The following is a 23517-nucleotide window of genomic DNA, read 5'->3' on the forward strand; positions in this document are numbered from 1 at the left end:
TCCATTGCCGCTTCCGCTATCCGTCGATTAACCCGGTTTTTGCGAGCCTAATCCGCCGATGGCCGCTCGACGCCTTCCGCAATAATCGCTTCCATCAGAAAACGGCTCGATGCCGTTTGCAACCTGCTGGACAGCGAAGTACGGAGCGGAGCACGCGGTGTCGGAAGAAAGCGATCTCGAAAAAACCGAATCAGCCACTCCCAAGCGCCTGGAAAAGGCGCGGGAGGAAGGCCAGGTTGCGCGCTCGCGGGAACTCGCGTCGTTTGCGCTGCTGGCGGCGGGATTTTTCGGCGTGTGGGGTTTGTCGGGGCCGATCAGCGGTCATTTGCAATCCATTCTGCGCGGCGCGTTCACGTTCAATCACGAGACCGTGCTCGACACGCGCCAGATGATGATCGGCGCGGCCAACGCCAGCAAGGAAGGGATGCTTGCCGTGCTGCCGGTGCTCGCGCTGACGGCCGTCGCCGCGCTCGCCGCGCCGATGGCGCTCGGCGGCTGGCTCATCACCACGAAGCCGCTCGCGCCGAACTTCGGGCGGCTCAATCCGGTCAGCGGCCTCGGCAAGATGTTCTCGTCGCAGGGACCGATTCAGCTCGGCATGTCGATTCTGAAGACGATCGTCGTCGGCGGCATGGCGGGATCGGCAATGTGGAGCCGCAAGGCCGAAGTGCTCGGTCTCCTGACCAAGCCGCTCGGCCTCGCGCTCGCGGATGTCATGCATCTCATCGTCGTGTGCTGCGGCATGGCGATCGGCGGACTGTTTCTCGTCGCCGTCGTCGATGTGCCGTACCAGATGTGGTCGCACGCGAAGAAGCTGCGCATGAGCAAGGAAGAAGTGAAGCGCGAGCACAAGGAAAGCGAAGGCGATCCGCACATCAAGGGCAAGATTCGCGCGCAGCAGCGCGCGGCCGCGCGCCGCCGGATGATGCAGGCGATTCCGACCGCCGACGTCATCGTCACGAACCCGACGCACTTCGCGGTCGCGCTGAAGTACGCCGACGGCGAGATGCGCGCGCCGAGGGTCGTCGCGAAGGGCGTGAATCTGGTCGCGGCGCGCATCCGCGAACTGGGCCGCGAAAACAACGTGCCGCTGCTCGAAGCGCCGCCGCTTGCGCGCGCGCTGTATCACAACGTCGAGATCAACCGCGAGATTCCGGGCGCGCTGTACGGCGCGGTCGCGCAAGTGCTGGCGTGGGTGTATCAGCTCAAGCGTTATCACGATGAAGGCGGCATCCGTCCCGACGATCCCACGGATCTCGACGTGCCGAAGGAACTGGACAAAGGCGGCGTATCCGACGCCGACGCCGACGAGGAAGCCGCTGAAGCGCTTTCCGGCGACAACCCATCACAAGGAGCCGCAGCATGAACGCGCGCGCTGGATTTTTCGCCAAACGGCCGGACGCGCTCGGCACGCAGAACCTGCGGGCGCTCGCCGGCCCGATCCTGATCTGCATGATCCTCGGCATGATGATTCTGCCGTTGCCTGCGTTTCTGCTGGATCTGCTGTTCACGTTCAACATCGCGCTTTCGGTGATGGTGTTGCTCGTCAGCATGTACACGCAAAAGCCGCTCGATTTCGCGGCGTTCCCGAGCGTGCTGCTGTTCTCGACGCTGCTGCGGCTTTCGCTGAACGTGGCATCGACGCGAATCGTGCTGCTGCAAGGCCATACGGGTCCGGACGCGGCGGGCCAGGTGATCGAATCGTTCGGGCACTTTCTCGTCGGCGGGAATTTCGCCGTGGGTATCGTCGTGTTCGTGATCCTGATGATCATCAACTTCATGGTGATCACGAAGGGCGCGGGACGTATCGCGGAAGTCGGCGCGCGCTTCACGCTCGACGCGATGCCCGGCAAGCAGATGGCCATCGACGCCGACCTGAACGCCGGCCTCATCAACGAGGAAACCGCGAAGAAACGCCGCACGGCGGTGGCGCAGGAATCCGAGTTCTACGGCTCGATGGACGGTGCATCGAAGTTCGTGCGCGGCGACGCGATCGCGGGCTTGCTGATCATGGTGATCAACATCGTGGGCGGGCTGATCGTGGGCATGCTCCAGCACGACATGGACTTCGCGCACGCGGCGACCAATTACACGCTGCTGACCATCGGCGATGGCCTCGTCGCGCAGATTCCGTCGCTCATCATTTCGACGGCGGCGGGCGTGATCGTGTCGCGCGTCGCGACCGACGAGGACATCGGCACGCAGTTGACCGGACAGTTGTTCCAGAACCCGCGCGTGCTGATGATTACCGGCGTGATCATCGGCGTGATGGGGCTGATTCCCGGCATGCCGCACTTCGCGTTCTTGCTGCTGGGCGGCGGGCTCATCTACGCGGCCCGTTCGATGAACAAGCGCGCCGAAGCGAAGAAGAAAGCCGGCGTCGTCACCGATGTCACGCCGATCGCCGCCGCCGCTGCCGCGTCCGCCGAGAGCGCGGAAGCAAGCTGGGAGGATGTCACGCTCATCGATCCGCTCGGGCTGGAAGTGGGCTATCGGCTGATTCCGCTCGTCGATCGCAATGCGGACGGCGAACTGCTCAAGCGCATCAAGGGCATTCGCAAGAAGTTCGCTCAGGAAATCGGCTTTCTGCCGCCGGTCATTCATATTCGCGACAATCTGGAGCTGCGGCCGAACGGGTATCGCATTGCGCTGAAGGGCGTGGAAGTGGGCATCGGCGAGGCGTTTCCGGGTCAATGGCTCGCGATCAATCCGGGCCAGGTTTCGGCGACGCTGCCGGGCGCGCAAACTACCGATCCGGCGTTCGGCCTGCCGGCGGTGTGGATTGATACCAACATGCGCGAACAGGCGCAGGTGTATGGCTACACGGTCGTCGATGCGAGCACGGTGGTCGCGACGCATTTGAACCATCTCGTCGTGACGCACGCGGCGGAACTGCTCGGGCGACAGGAAGTGCAGGCGCTCTTGGAGCGCATCGGCAAGGACACGCCTTCGCTCACCGACGATCTCGTGCCGAAGGTGTTGTCGCTCACGACGTTGCAGAAGGTGTTGCAGAATCTGCTCGACGAGAGCGTGCCGATCCGCGACATGCGCACGATTCTCGACGCGCTGCAGGAACACGCGCCGCGCATTTCGGACGCGTACGAATTGACGGCGGCGGTGCGTCTGTCGCTGGGGCGCGCGATCACGCAGCAGTGGTATCCGGGCAGCAACGACTTGCAGGTGATGGGCCTCGATCCGACGCTGGAGCGGGTGTTGTCGCAGGCGCTATCGACGGGGCCGAATCCGGGGCTGGAGCCGGGGCTGGCGCAAACGCTGATGAATTCGACGCAGAACGCGATGATGCGACAGCAGAATCTCGGGTTGCCGCCGGTGCTGCTGGTTCAGCATTCGCTGCGCGCGATGCTCGCGCGGTTCCTGAGACGGAGCTTGCCGCAGTTGAAGGTGATCTCGTATGCCGAAGTGCCGGATACGAGGAACGTGAAGGTGGTTAATTTGATTGGGGGGTGAGCGTTCACCCTAGTGGAGCGACGAAGCAATCATGCCTTTGAGGTTGCCGGCGTCGAACGCGACGGTCTTGTCCGTGTAGTAACTCGCGCGCTCGAACTGCTTCTTCGTGACGGCTTTCTGGCTTTCCGCAATGGCGAGCACGTAACCGTCCATCTTCTGCACCTTGTACTGCATGAAGATCATCTCGGCTTCGAGTAGCCGCGCGGCACTCGACGCACCGATGATGATCAGTGGCTTCTCGATATCCACGACGTGGTCCGCGACCCAGCCGCCCGCGATCGGCAGTTCGACATCGGACCGAAGCCGAACGCCGAGTTCCTGTGCGATTTCGACGAGCACGCTCGTCAATTGCTCCTTGAAATCGCTGCCGGATTGCCGGTCAGCCTGCGACGTCGCCACGGCATAGAGTTGCTGCGCGGCTTCCGCGACGCGAAACACGTAGGGCGCGATCAGCCGCTGGTCGTCCGTGGTGGCGCGAATGACTTCGTCGCCGCAAAGACGCGCGGGACTCAGCTCGGCGAGCTCCTGAGACCATCGGCTGACCGCCGCCGATTCGACATCGCCGCCCGCCATGCTTGCATTGAGGCAAGCTTCACCGTTTTCATCGATCACATAGCCGCTGTTCTCGGGCCGAACGCGCACGACCACGCGGTCGCCGGTTCCCGCGTATTCGAGCGGCGTAACGATTCGATGCACGCCGTTGGTATCGGCGTGCACTTCGAAGAGCGAGCAAATGCCACCCGCGAGCGTCTGCGTTAATTCCATAACTGGCCCTGGCGAACGTCTTCGAACATCGTCTCGATTCCCACTGCCTTGCAGAAAACTTTGATCAATGCGGCGCGATCGTGCTCCGACGCCGGATCGAACTCGCGGGAAGGCTTGAGCGTAAGCTCGGGCGCGCCCGGCAGCAAGCGGTTGCGGTAGTTCGCGCCCGTCTGACAAGGCACTTTGCAGTGCAGGCCCTTGTGAGCAGGATGATAGTGGAACTCAAAGAGCGGATACAGATCGCCGTTTCGCGCAACGCTCAGGAGATACGCGTAGAACGAGCGGTCGGTACGTTCCGGGCCATCGTGCCACATGAACAGAACGCGATGATCGTCCGACACGGCCAGCAAATCAGTGGACTGACTGCCTTGCCGCCCGATTCTATTGAACGGCTTGGGCAGCGCATTGCGCACGAGCTTCCTGAATTTGGGCGCGGCTGCCAACAGCTTGGGCGCGCTCTTATGAGCGGCGAGGTCCTTCGGGTGCAATTGCGGCTCCCTCGATTCGACTAGTAGGCAACCGCAATGCAGCGAAACAGGTAATGCGGTCGGCGAACGCGATTTTCATACCGATGCTATACGCATCCACCGCCCGCCAATCCTTCGTTGAACGAATGTTTCAGTTGGCTTCAGCGCCCGCCTCAACACTCCACGATATTCACCGCCAACCCGCCGCGCGACGTCTCCTTGTACTTCGTCTTCATATCGGCCCCGGTTTCGCGCATCGTCTTGATGACCGAATCGAGCGACACATAATGCGACCCATCCCCGCGCATCGCCATGCGCGCGGCGTTCACCGCTTTCACCGATCCCATCGCGTTTCGCTCGATGCACGGAATCTGCACCATCCCGCCGACCGGATCGCACGTCAGCCCCAGGTTGTGCTCCATGCCGATTTCCGCCGCGTTCTCCACCTGCGCCGGCGTGCCGCCGAGCACCGCCGCGAGCGCGCCCGCCGCCATCGAACACGCGACGCCCACTTCGCCCTGACACCCGACTTCCGCGCCGGAAATCGACGCGTTCATCTTGTACAGAATGCCGATGGCCGCCGCCGTCAGCAGAAAGTCGATCACGCCCTGCGCGTTCGATCCCGGCACGAAGCGGTCGTAGTAATGCAGCACGGCCGGGATGATGCCCGCCGCGCCGTTCGTCGGCGCCGTCACGACGCGTCCGCCCACCGCGTTCTCTTCGTTCACGGCGATCGCGTAGAGGTTGATCCAGTCGATCATCGACAACGGATCGCGCAGCGCCTGCTCAGGCTTCCCCGCGAGCGCGCGATAAAGCTGCGGCGCACGACGCTTCACCTGAAACGGACCGGGCAAGTTGCCGTCCGCTTCCGGATTGCCGATGCCGCATCCGCGCGCGACGCAATCCTGCATCACGTCCCAGATGCGCATGAGGCCCGCGCGAATCTCGTCTTCGCTGCGCCAGATGCGCTCGTTCTCCCACATCAGTTGCGCAATCGACTTGCCGGATTCGGCGCACATCTTCATCAGCTCGTCGCCCGTGTGGAACGGATACGGCAACTGCTCGTGCGCCGTCAGCACCGCCGTGTTCGCCGCGCCCGCCGTCACCACGAAGCCGCCGCCCACCGACAGATACGTCGCTTCGCGCAAGAGCTGGCCGTTCGCATCGAATGCATGCAGCTTCATGCCGTTCGGATGCTCAGGCAGCGCCTGCCGATAAAACGCGATGTTCTCCTTCAGCGCGAACGGAATCTCGTGCGTGCCGAGCAGCGCGAGCGTCTTCGACGTGCGCACGGCCTCGAGTCTGGGAACGATGCTCGACGCATCGACGGTATCGGGGGCGTCGCCCATCAGGCCGAGCATCACGCCGCGATCCGTGCCGTGGCCCTTTCCGGTCGCACCGAGCGATCCGTACAGCTCGCATTTCACCGATGCCACCGCGCCCAGCAGCCCGTCGCGCTCGAGCCCTTGCGCGAACATCAACGCGGCGCGCATGGGTCCGACGGTGTGCGAACTCGAAGGTCCGATGCCGATTTTGAAGAGATCGAAAACGCTGACTGCCATGACTGTTCCTGCTGAATGATTAGCGCGCCGGCAGCGGCAGACACACCGCGAGCCACGCGGGCGGCGTCGGCGCGAGCCGCAGTGCCACCGGCGCATAGCGGCCGTCCAGACGCGCCGCCAGATGAAAGAGTTCCGCCGCGTTCTTCGGGTCCCATTGGCCCGAAAAACCCGGCAGGCCGGCCTCGCGACGCTTCGCATCGAAAGGTACGGTCGAATGCACGAACTCGTCGTGCGTCCGGGTGCCGAGCGCATACGGCGTGAGCCAGTTGAGCGCATCGGCCAAGGTCGCGCCCGTCGCCGCGCGCTCGGGCAGCCAGTTGCGGTTGTGGCGACGCGCGGCGAGCGCCGCCGTCACGAGCGGTTGCAGGTCATACGTGACGTAGTGCAGCGCATCGCGTTCGGAGAAATCGACCGTCGATCCGTCCGGCGCGATGTTGTCGCCGATATGCTCCACGAAGAGCCGCTGCGCCGCGTTGATCAGCTTGCGATCGTCGATGGTGAACGCGCCCATCGCCACCAGCTTCACGCGATGGCTCTGCCAGTTGTTCCGGTACGTGCCCTTGAGCGGACGCGCCTGTTTGTCGATGTCGGCGATATAGCCCGTCACCATCTTCGCGATGAACGCGTTCGCCGCGTTGCGCGTCTTCACGGGCAGCGCGCTCGCCGTCAGGTCGTACGCGAGGATCAGCGACTCGAAGTTCGTTTCGTCGATCGGATTGAAGCTCGGCCGGTACGTCGTCGTCCACGCGAGCAGAAAGCGGTCGACGAGGCGCAGATAGCGCTCGTTGCCCGTCGCGCGCCAGGCGAGCGCCGCGTCGCGCATGAGGTCGAGATCGCGCTCCGCTTCGACGCTTTGATCGTAAATGCCTTCGTGCGGCAGCGTGCCTTCCGTGTGCAGCGTGGCGCGCGGCTTCGGCTGATCGTCCACATGCGATTGCACCGATTTCACCAGCGCCTTCACGCCCGGATCGGCCTGAATGCGTTCGCTCGCCTGCATGGCGGGCGCGGCGCAGAAGTTCATCGCCGCGTGCGCGGCCGGTGCGGCCAGCAGCGTGCAAAGCGCGGCCAGCGTGGCGTGCTTCATCGAAAAACGGCTCGCCTCGTTCACCTTTCGCACCTTCCGCGTCATATGAACTCCCTGATTGCTTTGGTCAGGGGTGAGATGTTAGCCGTTCCCGAACGCGCCGCAAGCTCGCCGACAATGCTTTACGCTTGCCGGCGACTCGCGGCGCGCCGCAGCGTCACGCGTCCGCGTACTCCGAAACCGGCACGCACGAGCACATCAGGTTGCGGTCGCCATACGCGTTGTCCGCGCGGCCCACCGGCGACCAGTACTTGCGCGCGACCAGCGACTTCACCGGATACGCCGCCGCCTCGCGCGTGTACGCGTGATTCCACTCGTTCGCGGTGACGACCGCCGCCGTGTGGGGCGCGTTCTTCAGCACGTTGTCCTCGCGGTCGGCGCGGCCTTCTTCCACCGCGCGGATTTCTTCGCGAATGGCGATCATCGCGTCGATGAAGCGGTCCAGCTCTTCCTTCGACTCCGATTCGGTCGGCTCGACCATCAGCGTGCCGGGGACGGGGAAGCTCATCGTCGGCGCGTGGAAGCCGTAGTCGATCAGGCGTTTCGCCACGTCTTCCACCGAGATGCCGCTTGCTTCCTTGATCGGCCGCACGTCCAGAATGCACTCGTGCGCGACAAGCCCGCCCGCGCCGCTGTAGAGCACCGGATAGTGCGGCGCGAGTCGCTTCGCGACATAGTTCGCCGCGAGAATCGCGCTTTCGGTGGCGGCGGTGAGACCTTGCGCGCCCATCATCGCGATATACATCCACGAGATCGGCAGGATCGCAGCCGATCCGTACGGCGCCGACGACACCGCGCCAATGCCCGCTTCGTCGCGCTTGTAACCGGTGGACGCCTGATTCGGCAGGAACTTCGCCAGATGCGCGCCGACCGCGACCGGACCGACGCCCGGTCCGCCGCCGCCGTGCGGAATGCAGAACGTCTTGTGCAGGTTCAAATGCGAGACGTCGCCGCCGAACTGGCCGGGCGCGCAGAGGCCGACCATCGCGTTCATGTTCGCGCCATCGACATAAACCTGGCCGCCGTGCTGATGCACGATGTCGCAAATCTCGCGCACGTTGCGCTCGAACACGCCGTGCGTGGACGGATACGTGATCATGATCGCCGCGAGATTCGCCGAATGCTTTTCGGCCTTCGCCTTGAGATCGTCGATATCGACGTTGCCGTTCGAATCGCACGCGACGACGACGACCTGCATGCCCGCCATTTGCGCCGACGCCGGATTCGTGCCGTGCGCGGACGCCGGAATCAGACACACATTGCGATGCCCTTCCCCGCGCGACTCGTGATACGCGTGAATGATGAGCAAGCCCGCGTATTCGCCCTGCGATCCCGCGTTCGGTTGCAGCGAAACAGCCGCGTAACCCGTGCACGCGACGAGCATCTGTTCGAGCTGATCGATCATCGTGCGATAGCCGACCGTCTGCTCGGCGGGCGCGAACGGATGAATCTGCGCGAACTCGGGCCACGTGACGGGCAGCATTTCCGACGTGGCGTTGAGCTTCATCGTGCAGGAGCCGAGCGGGATCATCGTGCGGTCGAGCGCGAGATCCTTGTCGGCGAGGCTGCGCAAATAGCGCAGCATTTCGTGTTCGGAGTGATGGCGGTTGAAGACCGGATGCGTGAGGTAATCGCTCGTGCGCTTGATGTCCGCCGGAAGCGAGTCTTTCAGCGCGGCGTCGAGCGCGTCGATATCGAACGTTTCGGTCTTGCCCGCGACATCCGCGAAGAGCGCGAAGAGCTTCTGCAAGTCGTCGCGCGTGGTGGTTTCATCGAGCGATACGCCGACCTGGGTCGCGCTCACGCGGCGCAGGTTGATGTGCGCGGCATACGCGGCCTGATGCAGCGCGTTGGTGTTCGCGCCGCTGTCGATGGTCACCGTATCGAAGAACGTTTCGTTGGCGATGCCGTAGCCGAGCTTCGCGACGCCCGCCGCGAAAATCGACGCGACGCGGTTCACGCGCAACGCGATCGTCTTCAGACCTTGCGGACCGTGATAAACGGCGTACATGCTCGCCATGATCGCGAGCAGCGCTTGCGCCGTGCAGACATTCGACGTCGCCTTCTCGCGGCGAATGTGCTGTTCGCGCGTTTGCAGCGCGAGGCGCAGCGCGGAATTGCCTTGCGCGTCGACGGTCACGCCGACGAGACGCCCCGGCATCTGGCGCTTGAATTCGTCGCGCACGGCCATGTACGCCGCGTGCGGACCGCCGAAGCCGACCGGCACGCCGAAGCGCTGCGTATTGCCGATGGCCACGTCCGCGCCCCATTCGCCCGGCGGCGTGATGAGCGTGAGCGCAAGCAGATCCGCCGCCGCGACCACATGCCCGCCCGCCGCGTGTATGGCTTCGGCGAGCGCGCGGTAGTCGCGCACATCGCCATTCGCGCCGGGATATTGCAGCAGCACGCCGAACGCGTTCGCGCTCGCGGCGTCCGCAGCCGGCCCGACCTTGACGTCGATGCCCGCCGGTTTCGCGCGCGTCTTCACCACTTCGATGGTTTGCGGCAGCACGTCGTCGGCGACGTAAAACACGTTCGACTTCGGCTTGCCGACGCGTTGCAGCAGCGTCATGGCTTCGGCGGCGGCCGTGGCTTCGTCGAGCAGCGATGCATTCGCCATCGCGAGACCGGTCAGGTCCATCACCATTTGCTGGAAATTGAGCAGCGCTTCGAGCCGCCCTTGCGAAATTTCCGGCTGATACGGCGTGTAAGCCGTGTACCACGCCGGATTTTCGAGCACGTTGCGCAGGATCACGGTCGGCGTGTGCGTGCCGTAGTAACCCTGGCCGATGAAGGTTCGAAACACCAGATTCTCGTCCGCGAGCTTGCGCAGCGACGCGAGCGCTTCCGCCTCGCTCTTCGGCTGCGTGAACGCGGCGAGCGGCAGCGTCTCCTTGCGGCGGATCGTGTCAGGAATCACCGCGTCGATGAAAGCCGCGCGCGATGCGAAACCGAGCGCGTCGAGCATGGCGCGCTGATCGGCGTCGTCGGGACCGATGTGCCGGCCGGCGAACGCATCGTGACATTCGAGCGCGGCGAGTGACAGGGAGGTGCGGTTCATCAGGCGATCCGGGTGTTCGAGCTTCATGTGAATTCCGACTGACGACGAAGGCGCGGCGGCCTTCGTCCATGAGAAAAGTTATTCGCCGATCGACTTGCCGTAGCCTTCGGCGTCGAGCAGCTTCTCGAGGCCCGCGTCGCTCGCGGGCTTGATCTTGAAGAGCCAGCTTTCGTACGGCGCGCCGTTCACCTGATCCGGCGACGACGTCAGCGCGTCGTTGGATTCGACGATTTCGCCCGAGACCGGCGCGTAAATGTCGGATGCCGCCTTCACCGATTCGATGACGGCGATCGCATCGCCCGCCGCAACGGACTTGCCCGCCGCCGGCAGCTCGACGAACACGATGTCGCCGAGCGCTTCCTGCGCGTGATCGGTAATGCCGACGGTCAGCGTGCCGTCGGATTCCGTGCGGACCCATTCGTGCGATTCGGTGTATTTCAGATCGGCCGGGATGCTCATTGGATGCTCCTTGCGTGGTTCGTTCGTGAGTTTCTTGATCGGTGGGACGCGCGCATCCGGCTTATTGAAGGTCCACGAGAACCTTGCCGTTGCGCACGAACGGAAGTTTTACCACGCGCGCGGGGACTTGCTTGTCGCGGATGACGACCTGCACCGTATCGCCCGGTGCGACCGCCGTCGGGACGCGGGCGAACGCAATGGATTCCTGCATCGACGGGGAAAACGTGCCGCTCGTGATTTCGCCGTCGCCGTGCGGCGTGACGACTTTCTGATGCGCGCGTAGCACGCCGCCCGCACGACCGTTTTCCTTGATGAGCACCAATCCGACGAAGCTCGCCTCCGAGCCGTTCGCTTCCAGCGCCGCCCGGCCGACGAAATCGCGCGGCGTCTTGAGATCGACGGTCCAGGCGAGGCCCGCGTCGAGCGGCGACACGTTTTCGTCCATGTCCTGGCCGTAGAGATTCATGCCGGCTTCCAGACGCAGCGTGTCGCGCGCGCCGAGGCCGGCGGGCTTCACGCCGGCTGCGTGCAGCGCGTTCCAGAGCGCTTCGACGTGCGTCGCCGGAACGACGATCTCGAAGCCGTCCTCGCCGGTATAGCCGGTGCGCGCGAGCATCACGTCGCCGAATGCGGTGGACGGAAAATCGACTGCGTTGAACGGCTTGATGTCCTGCGTCTGCGCGCGCGTGTCCGGCAGCACTTGCCAGACTTTTTCGCGCGCGTTCGGCCCCTGCACGGCGATGATGCCGAGATCGCCGCGCGGCGTGATCGACAGGTTGAATTCGCCCTCGGCGTTCAACTGCCCGAACCACGCGATGTCCTTGTCCGCGGTGCTCGCGTTCACGACGACGCGGAAATACGTTTCGGAAAAGTAATAGACGATGAGGTCATCGATCACGCCGCCGTCGCTCTTGAGCAGGCACGAATAGAGCGCTTTGCCGGGCGTCGTGAGTTTGTCGACGTTATTGGCGATGGCGTAGCGGAAGAAGTCGCGGACGGCCTCGCCGTGGAAATCGACGACGCGCATGTGGGAGACGTCGAACATGCCGGCGTCGGTGCGCACGGCGCGGTGTTCGTCGATTTGCGAACCGTAGTTGACGGGCATGTCCCAGCCGCCGAAATCGACCATGCGCGCGTTGAGCGCGAGGTGTGCGGCATGCAAGGGCGTGTGTTGAAGAGAAGTCATCGGGGCCTCGGTTCGCCAGACAAAAAAGGCCACGCAGCGAACGTCCGTCAGCGGAAACGCGCCTTCGCCGCTGGATGCGGCATGCGGGCGCGACCGCGATGCGGTTGCGATGCGTGACCCCTCTGTCCTCGGTACCTGAGAGATTGCGCGGACACCGGCGTGTGCCGGCGGTCCATCGCGCGCCCCTTCGGTGGGCAACTGGTTTCGTTCGACGAAGCCGCTGCCGCTCTCCAGAGTGCGAGGAAATGCTTCCTCGACGCGGCCGGTCCTTTTGCCTGAGAGTTTGCGGGTGTGCCCCTTCGGCGGCGCGGCGTTCGCTGATTTTTCGCCCAGCGGCGGCCACGCGCTCTCCCGACGCGTGCGGCAGAATTTACGCGACGCCAATTGCCTTGTCAAACGGATTCGGACCGCGGTGATTGCCTGAATTAGCCGGGTGTGATGGGCACGAATCGTGACGTTCGCGGTGCGGCACGCGCCTACACTCGGGGTTTGCAACTTACTCTGGAATGGTCATGGCATCCGTCACCATCAATGGCCGCACGGTCACCGGCAAGAACATCTCGATACGCGGCAAGCAAGTGACCGTCGACGGCGAAATCGTCAGCGGCGATAGCTCGCCGGGCGTGACCGTCGAGATTCATGGCGATGTCGAAAAGATCGACGTCGAGAGCTGCGACAAGCTCACGGTGCATGGGCAGGTCGGAGCGGTGTCGGCCGTATCGGGCAATGTGTATTGCGGCGATGTCGGCGGGTCGGTGCAGACGGTGTCGGGAAGCGTCGCTTGCCGCGACGTCGGCGGGAACGTGAGCACGACGTCGGGGAGCATCAGGCGGGGGTGAGAATCACCCCCGCACGAACTCCACCCTCCGCCCTTCCCGCTCGCTCTGCATCGCCAGTTCGATGACCGTCATCGTATCCACCGCATCCTGCGGCGTCACGGGAAACGCCTTGCCATCCAGCACCGACGCCGCCAGCGCGCGATAAAACTCCACGTAAGCGCCATCGCGCGTGGCGAATTCGTGGCGCAGATCGTGATCGCCATCCACTTCGCGCAGCAGTCCCGGCGGATTCTTGCCGAAGCCCGCATCGCCCGGACGCATGCCCGAGCGCAACTGGTCTTCCTGCACGTCGAGACCCGTCTTCACGTAACTGCCGCGCGTGCCGTGGATCGCGAAACGTGGCGGCTCCAGCGCGGCCAGCGCGCTCGCGTGCAAGACGGCTTCCTTGTCCGCGTAACCGAGCACGAGATGCACGTAATCCGGCGCGTGCGCGTGATCACGATGCGCCTTCACGAACGCCGTCACCGTCTGCGGCGCGCCGAACAACGCGAGCGCCTGATCGATCAGATGCGGCCCGAGATCGAACAGCAAACCGCCGCCGCGCGCCGCTTCCTCGCGCCAGCGCTGCGGCACTTTCGGGCGAAACCGGTCGAAATGCGATTCGTAATGCGTGATGCGCCCGAGTCGCCCGCTCTCTATCAGCCCGCGCGCCGTCATGAAATCGCCATCCCAGCGGCGATTGTGAAACGGCGCGAACAGCAGGCCGCGCTCGGCGGCGAGGTCGGCGAGCGCGCGGGCATCGCGTGCGGAAAGCGTCACCGGCTTGTCGACGACCACGTGCCTGCCCGCCGACAACGCGCGCCGCGCGAGATCGAAGTGCGTGTCGTTCGGCGTGGCGATGACAATGCACGCGATGTCGTCGATGGCGAGCAGCGCATCGAAGTCGGCGACGATTTGCGCATCCGGATAGTCGGCCTGCGCGCGCTCGGCCTGGCTCGTCGCGATGGCCGCCACGCTCGCGCGTTCGCAATGCTCGATGACGGGCGCGTGGAACGTCGCGCCGGCAAGTCCATAGCCCATCAGGCCGACTTTCAGTGCTGAACTCATGTGGGCATCATCCTGTGGTGAATCGTGAATCGACTCGACATTGTGGCACGCGCCCGAAACGCCGCCACCATGAAACGAACGAGGGCCAAAACCCGCCGCGTTCTATCGTGTTAACATCGCGCTCTCGAATTCGCCGCGCGCGTGCATCGTCTCGTGCGCGGTCTCGCAGTCCATCAGCGGCGGTGTTTTTTACCGCTCGCCGCTCGCCTCACTCTCCAAAGTCCAGAACGATGTCCGCAGGTCTCAACGCCGCGCAAAGCGAAGCGGTGCGCTATCTCGATGGTCCCTGTCTCGTGCTCGCCGGCGCGGGCAGCGGCAAGACGCGCGTGATCACGCAGAAGATCGCGCATCTGATCGAAGGACGCGGCTTCGAGCCGAAGCACATCGCCGCGCTCACCTTCACGAACAAGGCCGCGCTCGAAATGCGCGAGCGCACCGCGAAGCTGCTCGAAGGCAAGACGCTCACCACGCCCGGCAAGGAAGGCCGCAAGGTGCCGGTCAACCAGTTGACCATCTGCACGTTCCACTCGCTCGGCGTGCAGATCATGCGGCAGGAAGCGGAGCACGTCGGCCTGAAACCGCAGTTCTCGATCATGGATTCCGACGACTGCTTCGGCATGGTTCAAGAGCAGCTCGGCACCACGGACAAGGGCTTGATCCGCAAGATCCAGTCGATCATCTCGCTGTGGAAGAACGCGATGGTCTCGCCCGATCAGGCGTCCGTGCTCGCGAGCAACGAGGACGAGCATCAGGCGGCGATCGTCTATCGCAGCTACGCCGCGACGCTGCATGCGTATCAGGCGCTCGATTTCGACGATCTCATCCTGCGTCCCGCGCAACTTTTCGCCGAGAACGAGCAGGTGCGTGAGAAGTGGCAGAACCGCCTGCGCTATCTGCTGATCGACGAATATCAGGACACCAACGCCTGCCAGTATGAATTGCTGAAGCTGCTGGCCGGCCCGCGCGCCGCGTTCACGGCCGTGGGCGACGACGATCAGGCCATCTACGGCTGGCGCGGCGCGACGCTCGAAAATCTCGCGCAGTTGAGCAAGGACTTTCCGAAGCTGCACGTCATCAAGCTGGAGCAGAACTATCGCTCGACGGTGCGCATTCTGACGGCGGCGAACAACGTCATCGCGAACAATCCGAAGCTCTTCGAGAAGAAGCTGTGGTCCGAGCACGGCATGGGCGACACGATCACCGTCACCGGCTGCAACGACGAAGAGCACGAAGCCGAATCCGTCGTGTTCCGGCTGTCGGCGCACAAGTTCGAGCGGCGCGCAGCGTTTCGCGACTACGCCATTCTGTATCGCGGGAATTTTCAGGCGCGCATTTTCGAGCAGGTGCTGCGGCGCGAGCGCATTCCGTATGTGCTGTCGGGCGGGCAGTCGTTTTTCGATCGCGCGGAGATCAAGGACATCATTTCGTACTTGCGGCTGATCGCGAATCCCGACGACGATCCCGCGTTCATCCGCGCGATCACGACGCCCCGGCGCGGCGTCGGCAACACGACGCTCGAAGCGCTCGGCGCGTTCGCGGGCGCGGCGAAGGTGTCGCTGTTCGAAGCGGTGTTCATGGGCGGCATCGAGGCGCGGCTGTCGGCGCGTCAGGTCGAACCGCTGCGCACGTTCTGCGAGTGGATTCGCCGCCTGTCCGACCGCGCCGCGCGCGATCCGGCGACCACCGTGCTCGACGACATGATGGAAGCCATCCATTACGAAGCCTATCTCTACGATGCCTTCGACGAGCGGCAGGCTCAATCGAAATGGCAGAACGTGCTGGAGTTTTGCGAGTGGCTGAAGCGCAAGGGCACGAAGCCGGAGGCGTCGCCCGAAACGGAACAGACCGGCTACGACACCGCCGACGGTCTCTCCGACGACGGCAAGAATCTGCTCGGCCTGATCCAGACCGTCGCGCTGATGTCGATGCTCGAAGGCAAGGACGAAGATCCCGACGCGGTGCGGCTTTCGACGGTGCATGCGTCGAAGGGGCTGGAGTATCCGCACGTGTTTCTGGTGGGCGTGGAGGAAGGCATCATGCCGCATCGGGGGAATTCGGACGATGACAGTCCCGTCGACGATGCGCGCATCGAGGAAGAGCGCCGGCTGATGTACGTGGCGATCACGCGGGCGCAGCGCAGTCTGCATCTGAACTGGTGCAAGAAGCGCAAGCGCGCGCGGGAGACGGTGGTGTGCGAGCCGTCGCGCTTCATCCCCGAAATGCTGCTCGACGATGCGCCGCCGCCGACCGCGGAAGAAGCGCCGCTGTCGCCGAAAGACCGGATGGCGATGCTGAAGGCGATGCTGCAAAAGGGCTGATCGACGCCCGAAAAAAACCCTGCGACGCGTGATGCGTGCGCAGGGTTTTTTCTATCGCCGCGACGTTACTTCGACGCGTTCACCATGTAATCGACGGCGGCTTTCACGTCGGCGTCCGGCGCATTCGATCCGCCTTTCGGCGGCATCGCGCCCTTGCCGTGCAGCGCGTAGTTGTAGACGGTATCCATCGAATCCTTGAGGCGCGGCGCCCAGGCGGCTTTATCGCCGAACTTCGGTGCGTTCAGCACGCCCGCCGCGTGACACGCCTGGCAGACCTGTTCGTAGAGCGCCTTGCCCGCTTGCGATGCATCCGCGCTTTGCGCGCCCGCAGCCGGAGCCGATGCCGTCTGCGGCACGGACGCCAGCGCGGCGACGGCGGCAGCGGCCTGCGCGTTTTCGGTGGCGCCCGAAGCAGCCGCCGGAGCCGATGCCGATCCTGGAGCCGACGCGCCCGTCGATGCCGCCGCGCCCGATGCCGGTTGCGCCGGCTCCGCGAACTTGCCGCCGCCGTTGTTCGCCATGTAGACGACGGCGCGCGCGATTTCGAAGTCGCTGTAATCGTCGGGGCTGGTGCCGCCGCGCGGGGGCATCGCGCCCTTGCCGTTGAGCGCGTTGTGCAGCAGCGTGTCGTAGCCTTCGCCGATGCGCGGGGCCCACGCGCCGGAATCGCCGAATTTGGGTGCGCCGGCTGTGCCTGTCGCGTGACAGGTGGAGCAGACGGCCTTGAACACTTCCTCGCCGGTTTTGTAGACGCGGGGCGCGTTGGCGTCGCGGATATCGACCTTCGCGGCGGGCGCGATGCGCTCGACGACGGAAGCGTCGATGTTGGTGCCGGCGCCGGTGCGCGTCGAGGAATCGACGTAGACGGCCAGCAGAATGATGATGGCGACCGGGATGCCGAACCCCGCGATCACCGCCGCGATGAGTTGGCCGGGCGTTCTGATCGGGGCTCCGTGGGGGGCTTCGCTCATGCTTGTCTCGTCTCCCGTTTTTTGATTGAGTCGGTTCAGACAGCGTGACGGCTACGGCTTTGCCCTTTGCGTCGCCAAGGGCACGGTCGATTATAGACGGAACGTTTAACGGAAGGCGCAGGGGCGGCGAGGCGTGTAGCGGGCGTTTACCCGCATTTTCGCCGATGCCGCGCGGCCCGCCGAACCCTGCGCGATGGACGGATCTGCGGAAAACAGGTATTCTCTCGGATTCGCATGGGTCTTGCTGTCGCCTTTCGGCACCTGCAAGCAAGGCCTTCCGCCGATGCGCCCGTAGCTCAATGGATAGAGTACTGCCCTCCGAAGGCAGGGGTTGCTGGTTCGATCCCAGCCGGGCGCGCCATCTTTGTCGTGCAACAGCCGACGCGCTGACCACCAGTTGCCAACAACCCGAGCGTAAACCTGCATCGCTCGTAAACCAACAGCGGCCGAGTCACCCAAGACCCCAGCCGCCGCGCCAAGCCACGAAACCTGAGCTAAAAGCTCAAGCCTCCACGCCCGTCCACTCCTGCTCCCGCAACTTCGCCCGCAGCCGCGCCACCGCCTGGCTATGCAGCTGGCACACGCGCGACTCGCTCACTTCCATCACCGCGCCGATTTCCCGCAGATTCAGCCCGCGCTCGTAATAGAGGCTCATCAGCAGCTTCTCCCGCTCCGGCAAGCGATCGATCGCCTCGATCAGCGCGCCGCGCAAGCTATCGTCGAGCAACGCCGACAGCGGGTCCGACCGATCCACGCAGTATCGATCCAGAAACGGCTCGTCATCCGCCGAACGATCGAAGTCTTCGTAATAGATCAACTGGCTGCCGTGCAAGTCCTGCAGCATCGACTGGTACTCGTCGAGCGGCAACTGCATGTGCTCGGCGATCTCCATCTCGCTCGCCGACCGGCCGAGGCTCTGCTCGACCTTGTGCACCGCCGATTCCACCTCGCGCGACGTCTTGCGCATGCTGCGCGGCAGCCAGTCGTTCGCACGCAGTTCGTCGAGCATCGCGCCGCGAATCCGCTGGCTCGCGTACGTTTCGAACTGCGCGCCCTGATCTTCCTTGTAACGGCTCGCCGCATCCATCAGGCCGATCATGCCGGCCTGAATCAGATCGTCGAGATCCACGCTCGCCGGCATCTTGGCGACGAGTTGCAACCCCAGTCGACGCACGAGCGGCGCATAGCGCGTCAGCACGTCGGATTGCGAGAGTTTGCCTTGGGCGTTGTACATCTGGGTCACCTTTGTCTTGATCACATCGACGCCGTACTGCTCAATGCATGGCCGGAAAACGCCGGCGCTCTGCGCACCGTTTCCCGCCCGCCCTTGTCAGACTCGCCAACCAAAAACCGCGCATCGTCTCCGGCTTCCGCGTCGCGCGCACCAGGCGCGGCCCGCATCGGCCAGTGCAGAAGCTCCGCCGCGATCTGGCGGTAATCGCGTGCCGCAGCCGTAGCCGGAAACGCTTCCACCGCCGAGCGCGAGAGCTCCCTCGCCCGAGCGACGCGCGCATCCTCGGACACATATCCCGCCTGCACGAGCGACACAGCCAGATACCGGCTCGCCACACCCGACAGGTTCTCGAACGCGACCGCCGCATCGGCCGGGTTCTGCACATGATTCATCAGCACGCGGAACTGGCCGATCGCATGCGCGTAATGCAGACGCTTCATGCACGCGTACGCCTCGGTGATCGCCGCCGCGGCCACGCGCGTCACGATCAGAAAGTCATGCGCCTGCGCCGCGAGCGACGACAACGCGCCATGCCGATCCAGCTGCGCATCGATCAGCACGATGTCCGCCGGGCCGTCGAGCAGCGCGCGACACTGCGCGGCATCGTGGCTCACGCGTTCGTCGCGGGGCGCGGCGATCAGCGAAAAGCCGAGCGGCGTGCGCGTCACCACGTCCTGCGGCGCTTGCCGTCCGGACATCACCGCGGCGAGCGCCTGCGAATCCGAAAGCCCCGCCATGCGCGTCACCGATGCGCTGTTCTGCCGCTCGTCGATGACGAGCACATCCTTGCCATGCACGGCGAGCGCCGCGCCGAGATTCACCACCGCCGACGTGCAGCCGATGCCCGCCGGTCCGCCCGCGACCGCCACCACGCGCGAACCTGCACGCGTGAGAAGCCGTCTCAGGCCTTCAGCCTGGTCGAGCACGAGCTTATCCAAAGCGAACCTCATGAAGTTCGGCCGTCGCGCGCGCGGACAATGCGGAGAGCAGTGCCGGCACTTCCTCGTCCTGCGGCACGAACGGCGAGCCGTCGCGCGGAATGCAGAACGCACTCTTGATCAGAAAACGCTTGGTCGCGACGTACAGGTTCTCCGGCACCTTCTGTCCGGTCGATACGTAATGCACCGGCAGCTTGTAGCGGATGACCGTGTCGAGCACGCCGCCGAGATTCGTCGCTTCGTCGAGCTTGGTCAGAATGCAGCCGGCGAGCGGCGGCTGATCGACCGCGCTCTTGTACGCCTGCACGACTTCGTTGAGCGTGTCGCCGTGGCTCGTCGCGTTGAGCAGCAGAATGCGCTGCACCGGATGACCCGCGCCGCACAGCATCGAAATCTGGTCGGAGACCATGCGATCGCGCTGGCTCATGCCGATCGTGTCGATCAGCACGATGTGTTTGTTGCGCAGTTCGGAGAGCGCGAGTTGCAGGTCCGCCGCGTCCTTCACCGCATGCACCGAGACGCCGAGAATCTTGCCGAAGATGCGCAGTTGCTCGTGCGCGCCGATCCGGTAGCTGTCCGTCGTCAGAAGCGCGACCTTGCTCGCGCCGAAGCGCATCACGCAGCGCGCGGCGAGCTTCGCGGTGGTCGTCGTCTTGCCGACGCCCGTCGGGCCCATCAGCGCGAACACGCCGCCGCGTTCCATCAGCGCGTCTTCGCTCGCCATCACCGGCAAATTCGATTCGAGCACCTGCTGCACCCATTCCATCGCGTGCTCGGCGCTTTGCATTTCCGGCATGTTGTCGATGACCATGCGCACGAGTTGCGCCGAAAAGCCGGCGGCGAAAAGACGCTTGGTCAGCACGGCGTCGCTCGGCGTGCGGCGCTGGCGGTCGCTCCAGAGCAGACCCGAGAAGTGTTCTTCCATCATGGCGCGCATCGACGAAAGCTCGTTCATCACGGTTTCGTTGACGACCTGCTCCATGCGCGCACGGATCGCTTCCGTGACGACAGCCGCCGCGTTCGCGGGCAAGCCATCGAACGCACCTTCCGCCGATACAGCCGGCACGTTCACCGCCGGCGATGCGTCCACTTGCGGCGCGCTCGCGTTGATCTTCTGCGCGGCGCGGCGTGCGGCGACCTGCGCGGCTTCGCGCGCCCACTCGGGCGTGTCGATCTTCGCCGGCGCGGGCTGGCGCTGGGCGTGGATCGCGGGTTCGGGCTTGTCGATGGCCGGTGCTTTCGGCGCGACGGGCACGCCGAGACCGCGCGCAATCGCCGACGATGCCGACAGCGGCCGGCTCGACGGCGTCGCGGCCTGTTCGGCGATGCGTCGCGCATGCTCGATCAGCCACGGATTCGAATCGGCCATCGTGCGCGATGCGTCATCGGCGGGCGATTCGTCGTCGGCGTCGGTATTCGCGCCGAACACGGACGAGAACACATCGCCGCTTGCATACGGATTCGACGCGGCCGGCTTGGCCGCAGCGGCCGCCGCCTGCGCGAGCGCGGCGCGCGGCGTGGCGCTTGCAAACGGCGCGGGTGCCGATGCGGCCTGCTCCGCTGCGGGCGAAATGGACGCGATATCGCTGTCCGCGACGCCCATGATTTCAACGGAACCGTCGTCGAGGGTACGGTTCGACAACACGATTGCATCGGGGCCGAGCGCTTCCCGAACCTGTCGCAGTGCGTCGCGGCTGTTCGCGCCAATGAATTTACGAATGTTCAAACTTGCCCCCGATGAGGAATAACTGCGATCTTTGCGAGGCGGACGCCGCCGGATGTTTCGTCGTGTCCGCTTTTCAGTGAAGCCATTATTGCGAACTTGAGGCCTCGCCTATCGCTGGATAAAGGGTGTGAAAAAGGGGTATTTCGGCTGATGGACGGCAGCGACGCGTTCGGCGAGCGCGTCGCGGAAAAAGATTCCGCTTCCGGCGGCGTCCACGGCGGCGCGTCGCGGCGTAAGCTGTAGGGCGCTCGCGCGGCGCGCAGCCGCGCCGGAAGAACCGACAACCCGCTTTCACGCGACCCAGGTCAGCGACGCCGAGCGCTGGCCGGCACCGACAGGAGACTTTTACGCATGGCGTCCGATGTTTCCCCCGCTTCGACCGCTTCCTCTCAAACCACCGGCGCGCGTCTCGTCGTCGATGCGCTCGTGCATCACGGCGTCGAGCGCGTGTTCTGCGTGCCCGGCGAGAGCTTTCTCGCCGTGCTCGATTCGCTGCACGACGAGACCGGCCAGATAGAGACCATCGTGTGCCGCCACGAGGCGGGCGCGGCGAACATGGCCGAAGCGGTCGGCAAGCTGACCGGCCGGCCGGGCGTCGCCATCGTGACGCGCGGCCCGGGCGCGACGCACGCGTCCATCGGCGTGCACACGGCGTATCAGGATTCGACGCCGATGATCCTGCTCATCGGCCAATGCGCGCGCGACCACATGGATCGCGAGGCGTTTCAGGAGATCGACTATCGGCGCATGTTCGGGCAGATGGCGAAGTGGGTCGCGCAGATCGACGATCCGCGCCGCGTGCCCGAATACATGAGTCACGCCTTTCATGTCGCGACGGCGGGGCGTCCGGGGCCGGTCGTGCTCGCGCTGCCCGAAGACATGCTGACCGAAGCCTGCGACGCCGTGCCCGCCGCGCCGCGATATCAGCGCGTGGCGGCATCGCCTTCGGCGGCGCAGATCCAACGCCTGCGCGACACGCTCGCGAATGCGAAGCAGCCGTTCGTGATCGCGGGCGGCAGCGGCTGGACGCAGGACGCCACGCAAGACTTCGCGCGCTTCATCGAGCGCTGGCAGTTGCCCGCGGGCTGCGCGTTCCGCTTTCAGGACACGCTGAACAACGAGCATCCGAACTATGCGGGCGATGTCGGCCTCGGCATCAATCCGGCGCTCGCCGCGCGCGTGCGCGATGCCGACGTGCTCTTCGTGCTCGGCCCGCGCATGGGCGAATCGACGACGGGCGGCTACACGCTGCTCGACATCCCGAAGACGAAGCAGACGCTCATCCACGTGCATCAGGGCGCGGAGGAACTCGGGCGCGTCTATAGCGCGGATTTGCCGATCGTCTCGGGCATGCCGGAGATCGCGTCTCTTCTGGCCTCTCTGGAACCGCCCGCCAACGTGCCCTGGGCCGGAAGCGCCGAAGCCGCGCACGCCGCGTATCTCGAATGGCGCAAGCCGAAGCCGATGATGGGCGACGTTCAGCTCGGCGAAATCATGCGCCAGCTCGCGGAAACGATTCCCGCCGATTCGATCCTGACGAACGGCGCGGGCAATTACGCGACGTGGCTGCATCGGCACTATTCGTATCGGCATTTCCGCTCGCAAGTGGCGCCGACGAGCGGCGCGATGGGCTACGGCGTGCCCGCCGCCATCGCCGCGAAGTCGCTGTATCCGGAGCGCACGGTGATCGCGTTCGCCGGCGACGGCTGCTTCATGATGTCGAGCCACGAAATCGCCACGGCGATGCAGTACGGACTGGCGGTGATCTTCGTCGTCGTGAACAACGCGCAGTACGGCACGATCCGCATGCATCAGGAGCGGCACTATCCGCATCGCGTGCACGGGACGGGACTCACGAACCCGGATTTCGCCGCCTATGCGCGCGCGTTCGGGGCGCACGGCGAACTCGTCGAGACGACGGACCAGTTCATGCCCGCGTTCGATCGCGCGGTGAGTTCGGGGCTGCCCGCGGTCATCGAGATTCGCATCCCGCAGGATCAGAGCACGCCCGGCGCCACGCTCGAACAAATTCGGCAACAAGGCAAGCGATAGTTCTAGCTTTCGATTTGCTTGCAGTTAACTTCCGGTGGCAGTAGAGTGATCCGCTCGAAAACACCGGGAGTTAGCGATGCTTAAGATTGTTGCGGTTGCTTTGGCGCTGGGCTTTTCGGGCGCGGCGTTCGCGAAGGCCGATTGCGCGGCGCATCCGAAAAGCGAGTGGATGAAGGAATCGGACGCGAAGGCGAAGATCGAGTCGCAGGGCTACAAGATCCGCAAGTTCAAGGTCGATGGCAACTGCTACGAAATCTACGGTCACGACAAGGACGGCAAGAAAGTCGAGATTTACTACGACACGAAAACGCTCGATGTCGTGAAGTCCGAAGTCGACTGA

At 64.7% G+C, this 23517-nt stretch carries 18 protein-coding genes, 1 tRNA gene and 2 riboswitches; of the genes, 7 read left to right on the forward strand and 12 right to left on the reverse strand.

Annotated features, from left to right (window positions below):
* Positions 1–157: 157 nt before the first annotated feature.
* The gene (gene flhB / locus NCR39_RS13470) at positions 158–1366 is read left to right on the forward strand and encodes a flagellar biosynthesis protein FlhB (RefSeq protein WP_250452784.1); all 1209 of its coding nucleotides are present in this window, start codon (positions 158–160) and stop codon (positions 1364–1366) included.
* A complete protein-coding gene (gene flhA, locus NCR39_RS13475; RefSeq protein ID WP_250452617.1) occupies positions 1363–3468 on the forward strand; it encodes a flagellar biosynthesis protein FlhA in 2106 nt (701 codons plus the stop codon). Before flhB ends, flhA begins: the two co-directional genes overlap by 4 nt.
* Positions 3469–3477: 9 nt before the next feature.
* On the opposite strand, the gene NCR39_RS13480 is transcribed toward flhA, so the two are convergent.
* The 7 genes from NCR39_RS13480 to gcvT all read right to left on the reverse strand — a co-directional run bounded on the left by NCR39_RS13480 (position 3478) and on the right by gcvT (position 12052).
* Complete coding sequence (locus tag NCR39_RS13480) at positions 3478–4233, reverse strand: hypothetical protein (RefSeq protein ID WP_250452618.1); 756 nt, start codon at positions 4231–4233, stop codon at positions 3478–3480.
* Positions 4224–4721, reverse strand: coding sequence for a hypothetical protein (locus tag NCR39_RS13485; protein ID WP_250452619.1), 498 nt, complete (start codon positions 4719–4721; stop codon positions 4224–4226). The genes NCR39_RS13480 and NCR39_RS13485 overlap by 10 nt, the downstream gene beginning before the upstream one ends.
* A 152-nt stretch (positions 4722–4873) precedes the next feature.
* A complete protein-coding gene (locus NCR39_RS13490; protein WP_250452620.1) occupies positions 4874–6262 on the reverse strand; it encodes an L-serine ammonia-lyase in 1389 nt (462 codons plus the stop codon).
* 19 nt (positions 6263–6281) lie between these two features.
* On the reverse strand, positions 6282–7346 hold the full coding sequence (locus tag NCR39_RS13495) for an alginate lyase family protein (RefSeq protein ID WP_250452785.1): 1065 nt from the start codon (positions 7344–7346) through the stop codon (positions 6282–6284).
* A gap of 157 nt (positions 7347–7503) precedes the next feature.
* A complete protein-coding gene (gene gcvP / locus NCR39_RS13500) occupies positions 7504–10434 on the reverse strand; it encodes an aminomethyl-transferring glycine dehydrogenase (protein WP_250452621.1) in 2931 nt (976 codons plus the stop codon).
* Between the two features lie 51 nt (positions 10435–10485).
* The gene (gene gcvH / locus NCR39_RS13505; protein ID WP_250452622.1) at positions 10486–10866 is read right to left on the reverse strand and encodes a glycine cleavage system protein GcvH; all 381 of its coding nucleotides are present in this window, start codon (positions 10864–10866) and stop codon (positions 10486–10488) included.
* Between the two features lie 61 nt (positions 10867–10927).
* The gene (gene gcvT / locus NCR39_RS13510; RefSeq protein ID WP_250452623.1) at positions 10928–12052 is read right to left on the reverse strand and encodes a glycine cleavage system aminomethyltransferase GcvT; all 1125 of its coding nucleotides are present in this window, start codon (positions 12050–12052) and stop codon (positions 10928–10930) included.
* A 112-nt stretch (positions 12053–12164) separates the two neighbouring features.
* A riboswitch (glycine riboswitch) is annotated at positions 12165–12296 on the reverse strand.
* 8 nt (positions 12297–12304) lie between these two features.
* A riboswitch (glycine riboswitch) is annotated at positions 12305–12416 on the reverse strand.
* 148 nt (positions 12417–12564) lie between these two features.
* Here gcvT and NCR39_RS13515 point away from each other — a divergent pair.
* Positions 12565–12891 (forward strand): hypothetical protein, encoded by a 327-nt coding sequence (locus NCR39_RS13515; protein WP_250452624.1) that lies wholly within the window; start codon positions 12565–12567, stop codon positions 12889–12891.
* 3 nt (positions 12892–12894) lie between these two features.
* Here the strand turns inward: NCR39_RS13515 and NCR39_RS13520 are convergent, their stop codons facing one another.
* A complete protein-coding gene (locus NCR39_RS13520; RefSeq protein ID WP_250452625.1) occupies positions 12895–13938 on the reverse strand; it encodes an oxidoreductase in 1044 nt (347 codons plus the stop codon).
* Positions 13939–14168: 230 nt separating this feature from the next.
* Here NCR39_RS13520 and NCR39_RS13525 point away from each other — a divergent pair, with 230 nt between their 5' ends.
* The gene (locus NCR39_RS13525) at positions 14169–16256 is read left to right on the forward strand and encodes a UvrD-helicase domain-containing protein (RefSeq protein WP_250452626.1); all 2088 of its coding nucleotides are present in this window, start codon (positions 14169–14171) and stop codon (positions 16254–16256) included.
* A 65-nt stretch (positions 16257–16321) separates the two neighbouring features.
* On the opposite strand, the gene NCR39_RS13530 is transcribed toward NCR39_RS13525, so the two are convergent.
* On the reverse strand, positions 16322–17227 hold the full coding sequence (locus NCR39_RS13530; RefSeq protein ID WP_250452627.1) for a c-type cytochrome: 906 nt from the start codon (positions 17225–17227) through the stop codon (positions 16322–16324).
* Positions 17228–17512: 285 nt separating this feature from the next.
* Here NCR39_RS13530 and NCR39_RS13535 point away from each other — a divergent pair.
* A tRNA-Arg gene (locus NCR39_RS13535) sits at positions 17513–17588 on the forward strand.
* A gap of 141 nt (positions 17589–17729) precedes the next feature.
* On the opposite strand, the gene NCR39_RS13540 is transcribed toward NCR39_RS13535, so the two are convergent.
* Genes NCR39_RS13540 through flhF form a run of 3 tightly spaced genes read right to left on the reverse strand, consistent with a single transcriptional unit; the run spans position 17730 to position 21125 of the window.
* Positions 17730–18461, reverse strand: a complete 732-nt coding sequence (locus NCR39_RS13540) for an RNA polymerase sigma factor FliA (RefSeq protein WP_040052846.1) — start codon at positions 18459–18461, stop codon at positions 17730–17732.
* Positions 18462–18481: 20 nt separating this feature from the next.
* Positions 18482–19399 carry a MinD/ParA family ATP-binding protein gene (locus NCR39_RS13545; RefSeq protein WP_250452628.1) on the reverse strand — a complete coding sequence of 306 codons (918 nt, stop codon included), beginning with the start codon at positions 19397–19399 and terminating at the stop codon, positions 18482–18484.
* The gene (gene flhF / locus NCR39_RS13550; protein WP_250452629.1) at positions 19392–21125 is read right to left on the reverse strand and encodes a flagellar biosynthesis GTPase FlhF; all 1734 of its coding nucleotides are present in this window, start codon (positions 21123–21125) and stop codon (positions 19392–19394) included. Before flhF ends, NCR39_RS13545 begins: the two co-directional genes overlap by 8 nt.
* Before the next feature lie 351 nt (positions 21126–21476).
* Here flhF and NCR39_RS13555 point away from each other — a divergent pair, with 351 nt between their 5' ends.
* Positions 21477–23177 carry a thiamine pyrophosphate-binding protein gene (locus NCR39_RS13555; RefSeq protein WP_250452630.1) on the forward strand — a complete coding sequence of 567 codons (1701 nt, stop codon included), beginning with the start codon at positions 21477–21479 and terminating at the stop codon, positions 23175–23177.
* Between the two features lie 76 nt (positions 23178–23253).
* On the forward strand, positions 23254–23517 hold the full coding sequence (locus NCR39_RS13560) for a PepSY domain-containing protein (protein ID WP_250452631.1): 264 nt from the start codon (positions 23254–23256) through the stop codon (positions 23515–23517).

Origin of the sequence: Caballeronia sp. ATUFL_M2_KS44, from assembly GCF_023630965.1 — a bacterium.
In the GTDB taxonomy this organism is placed as follows: Bacteria; Pseudomonadota; Gammaproteobacteria; order Burkholderiales; family Burkholderiaceae; genus Caballeronia; species Caballeronia concitans.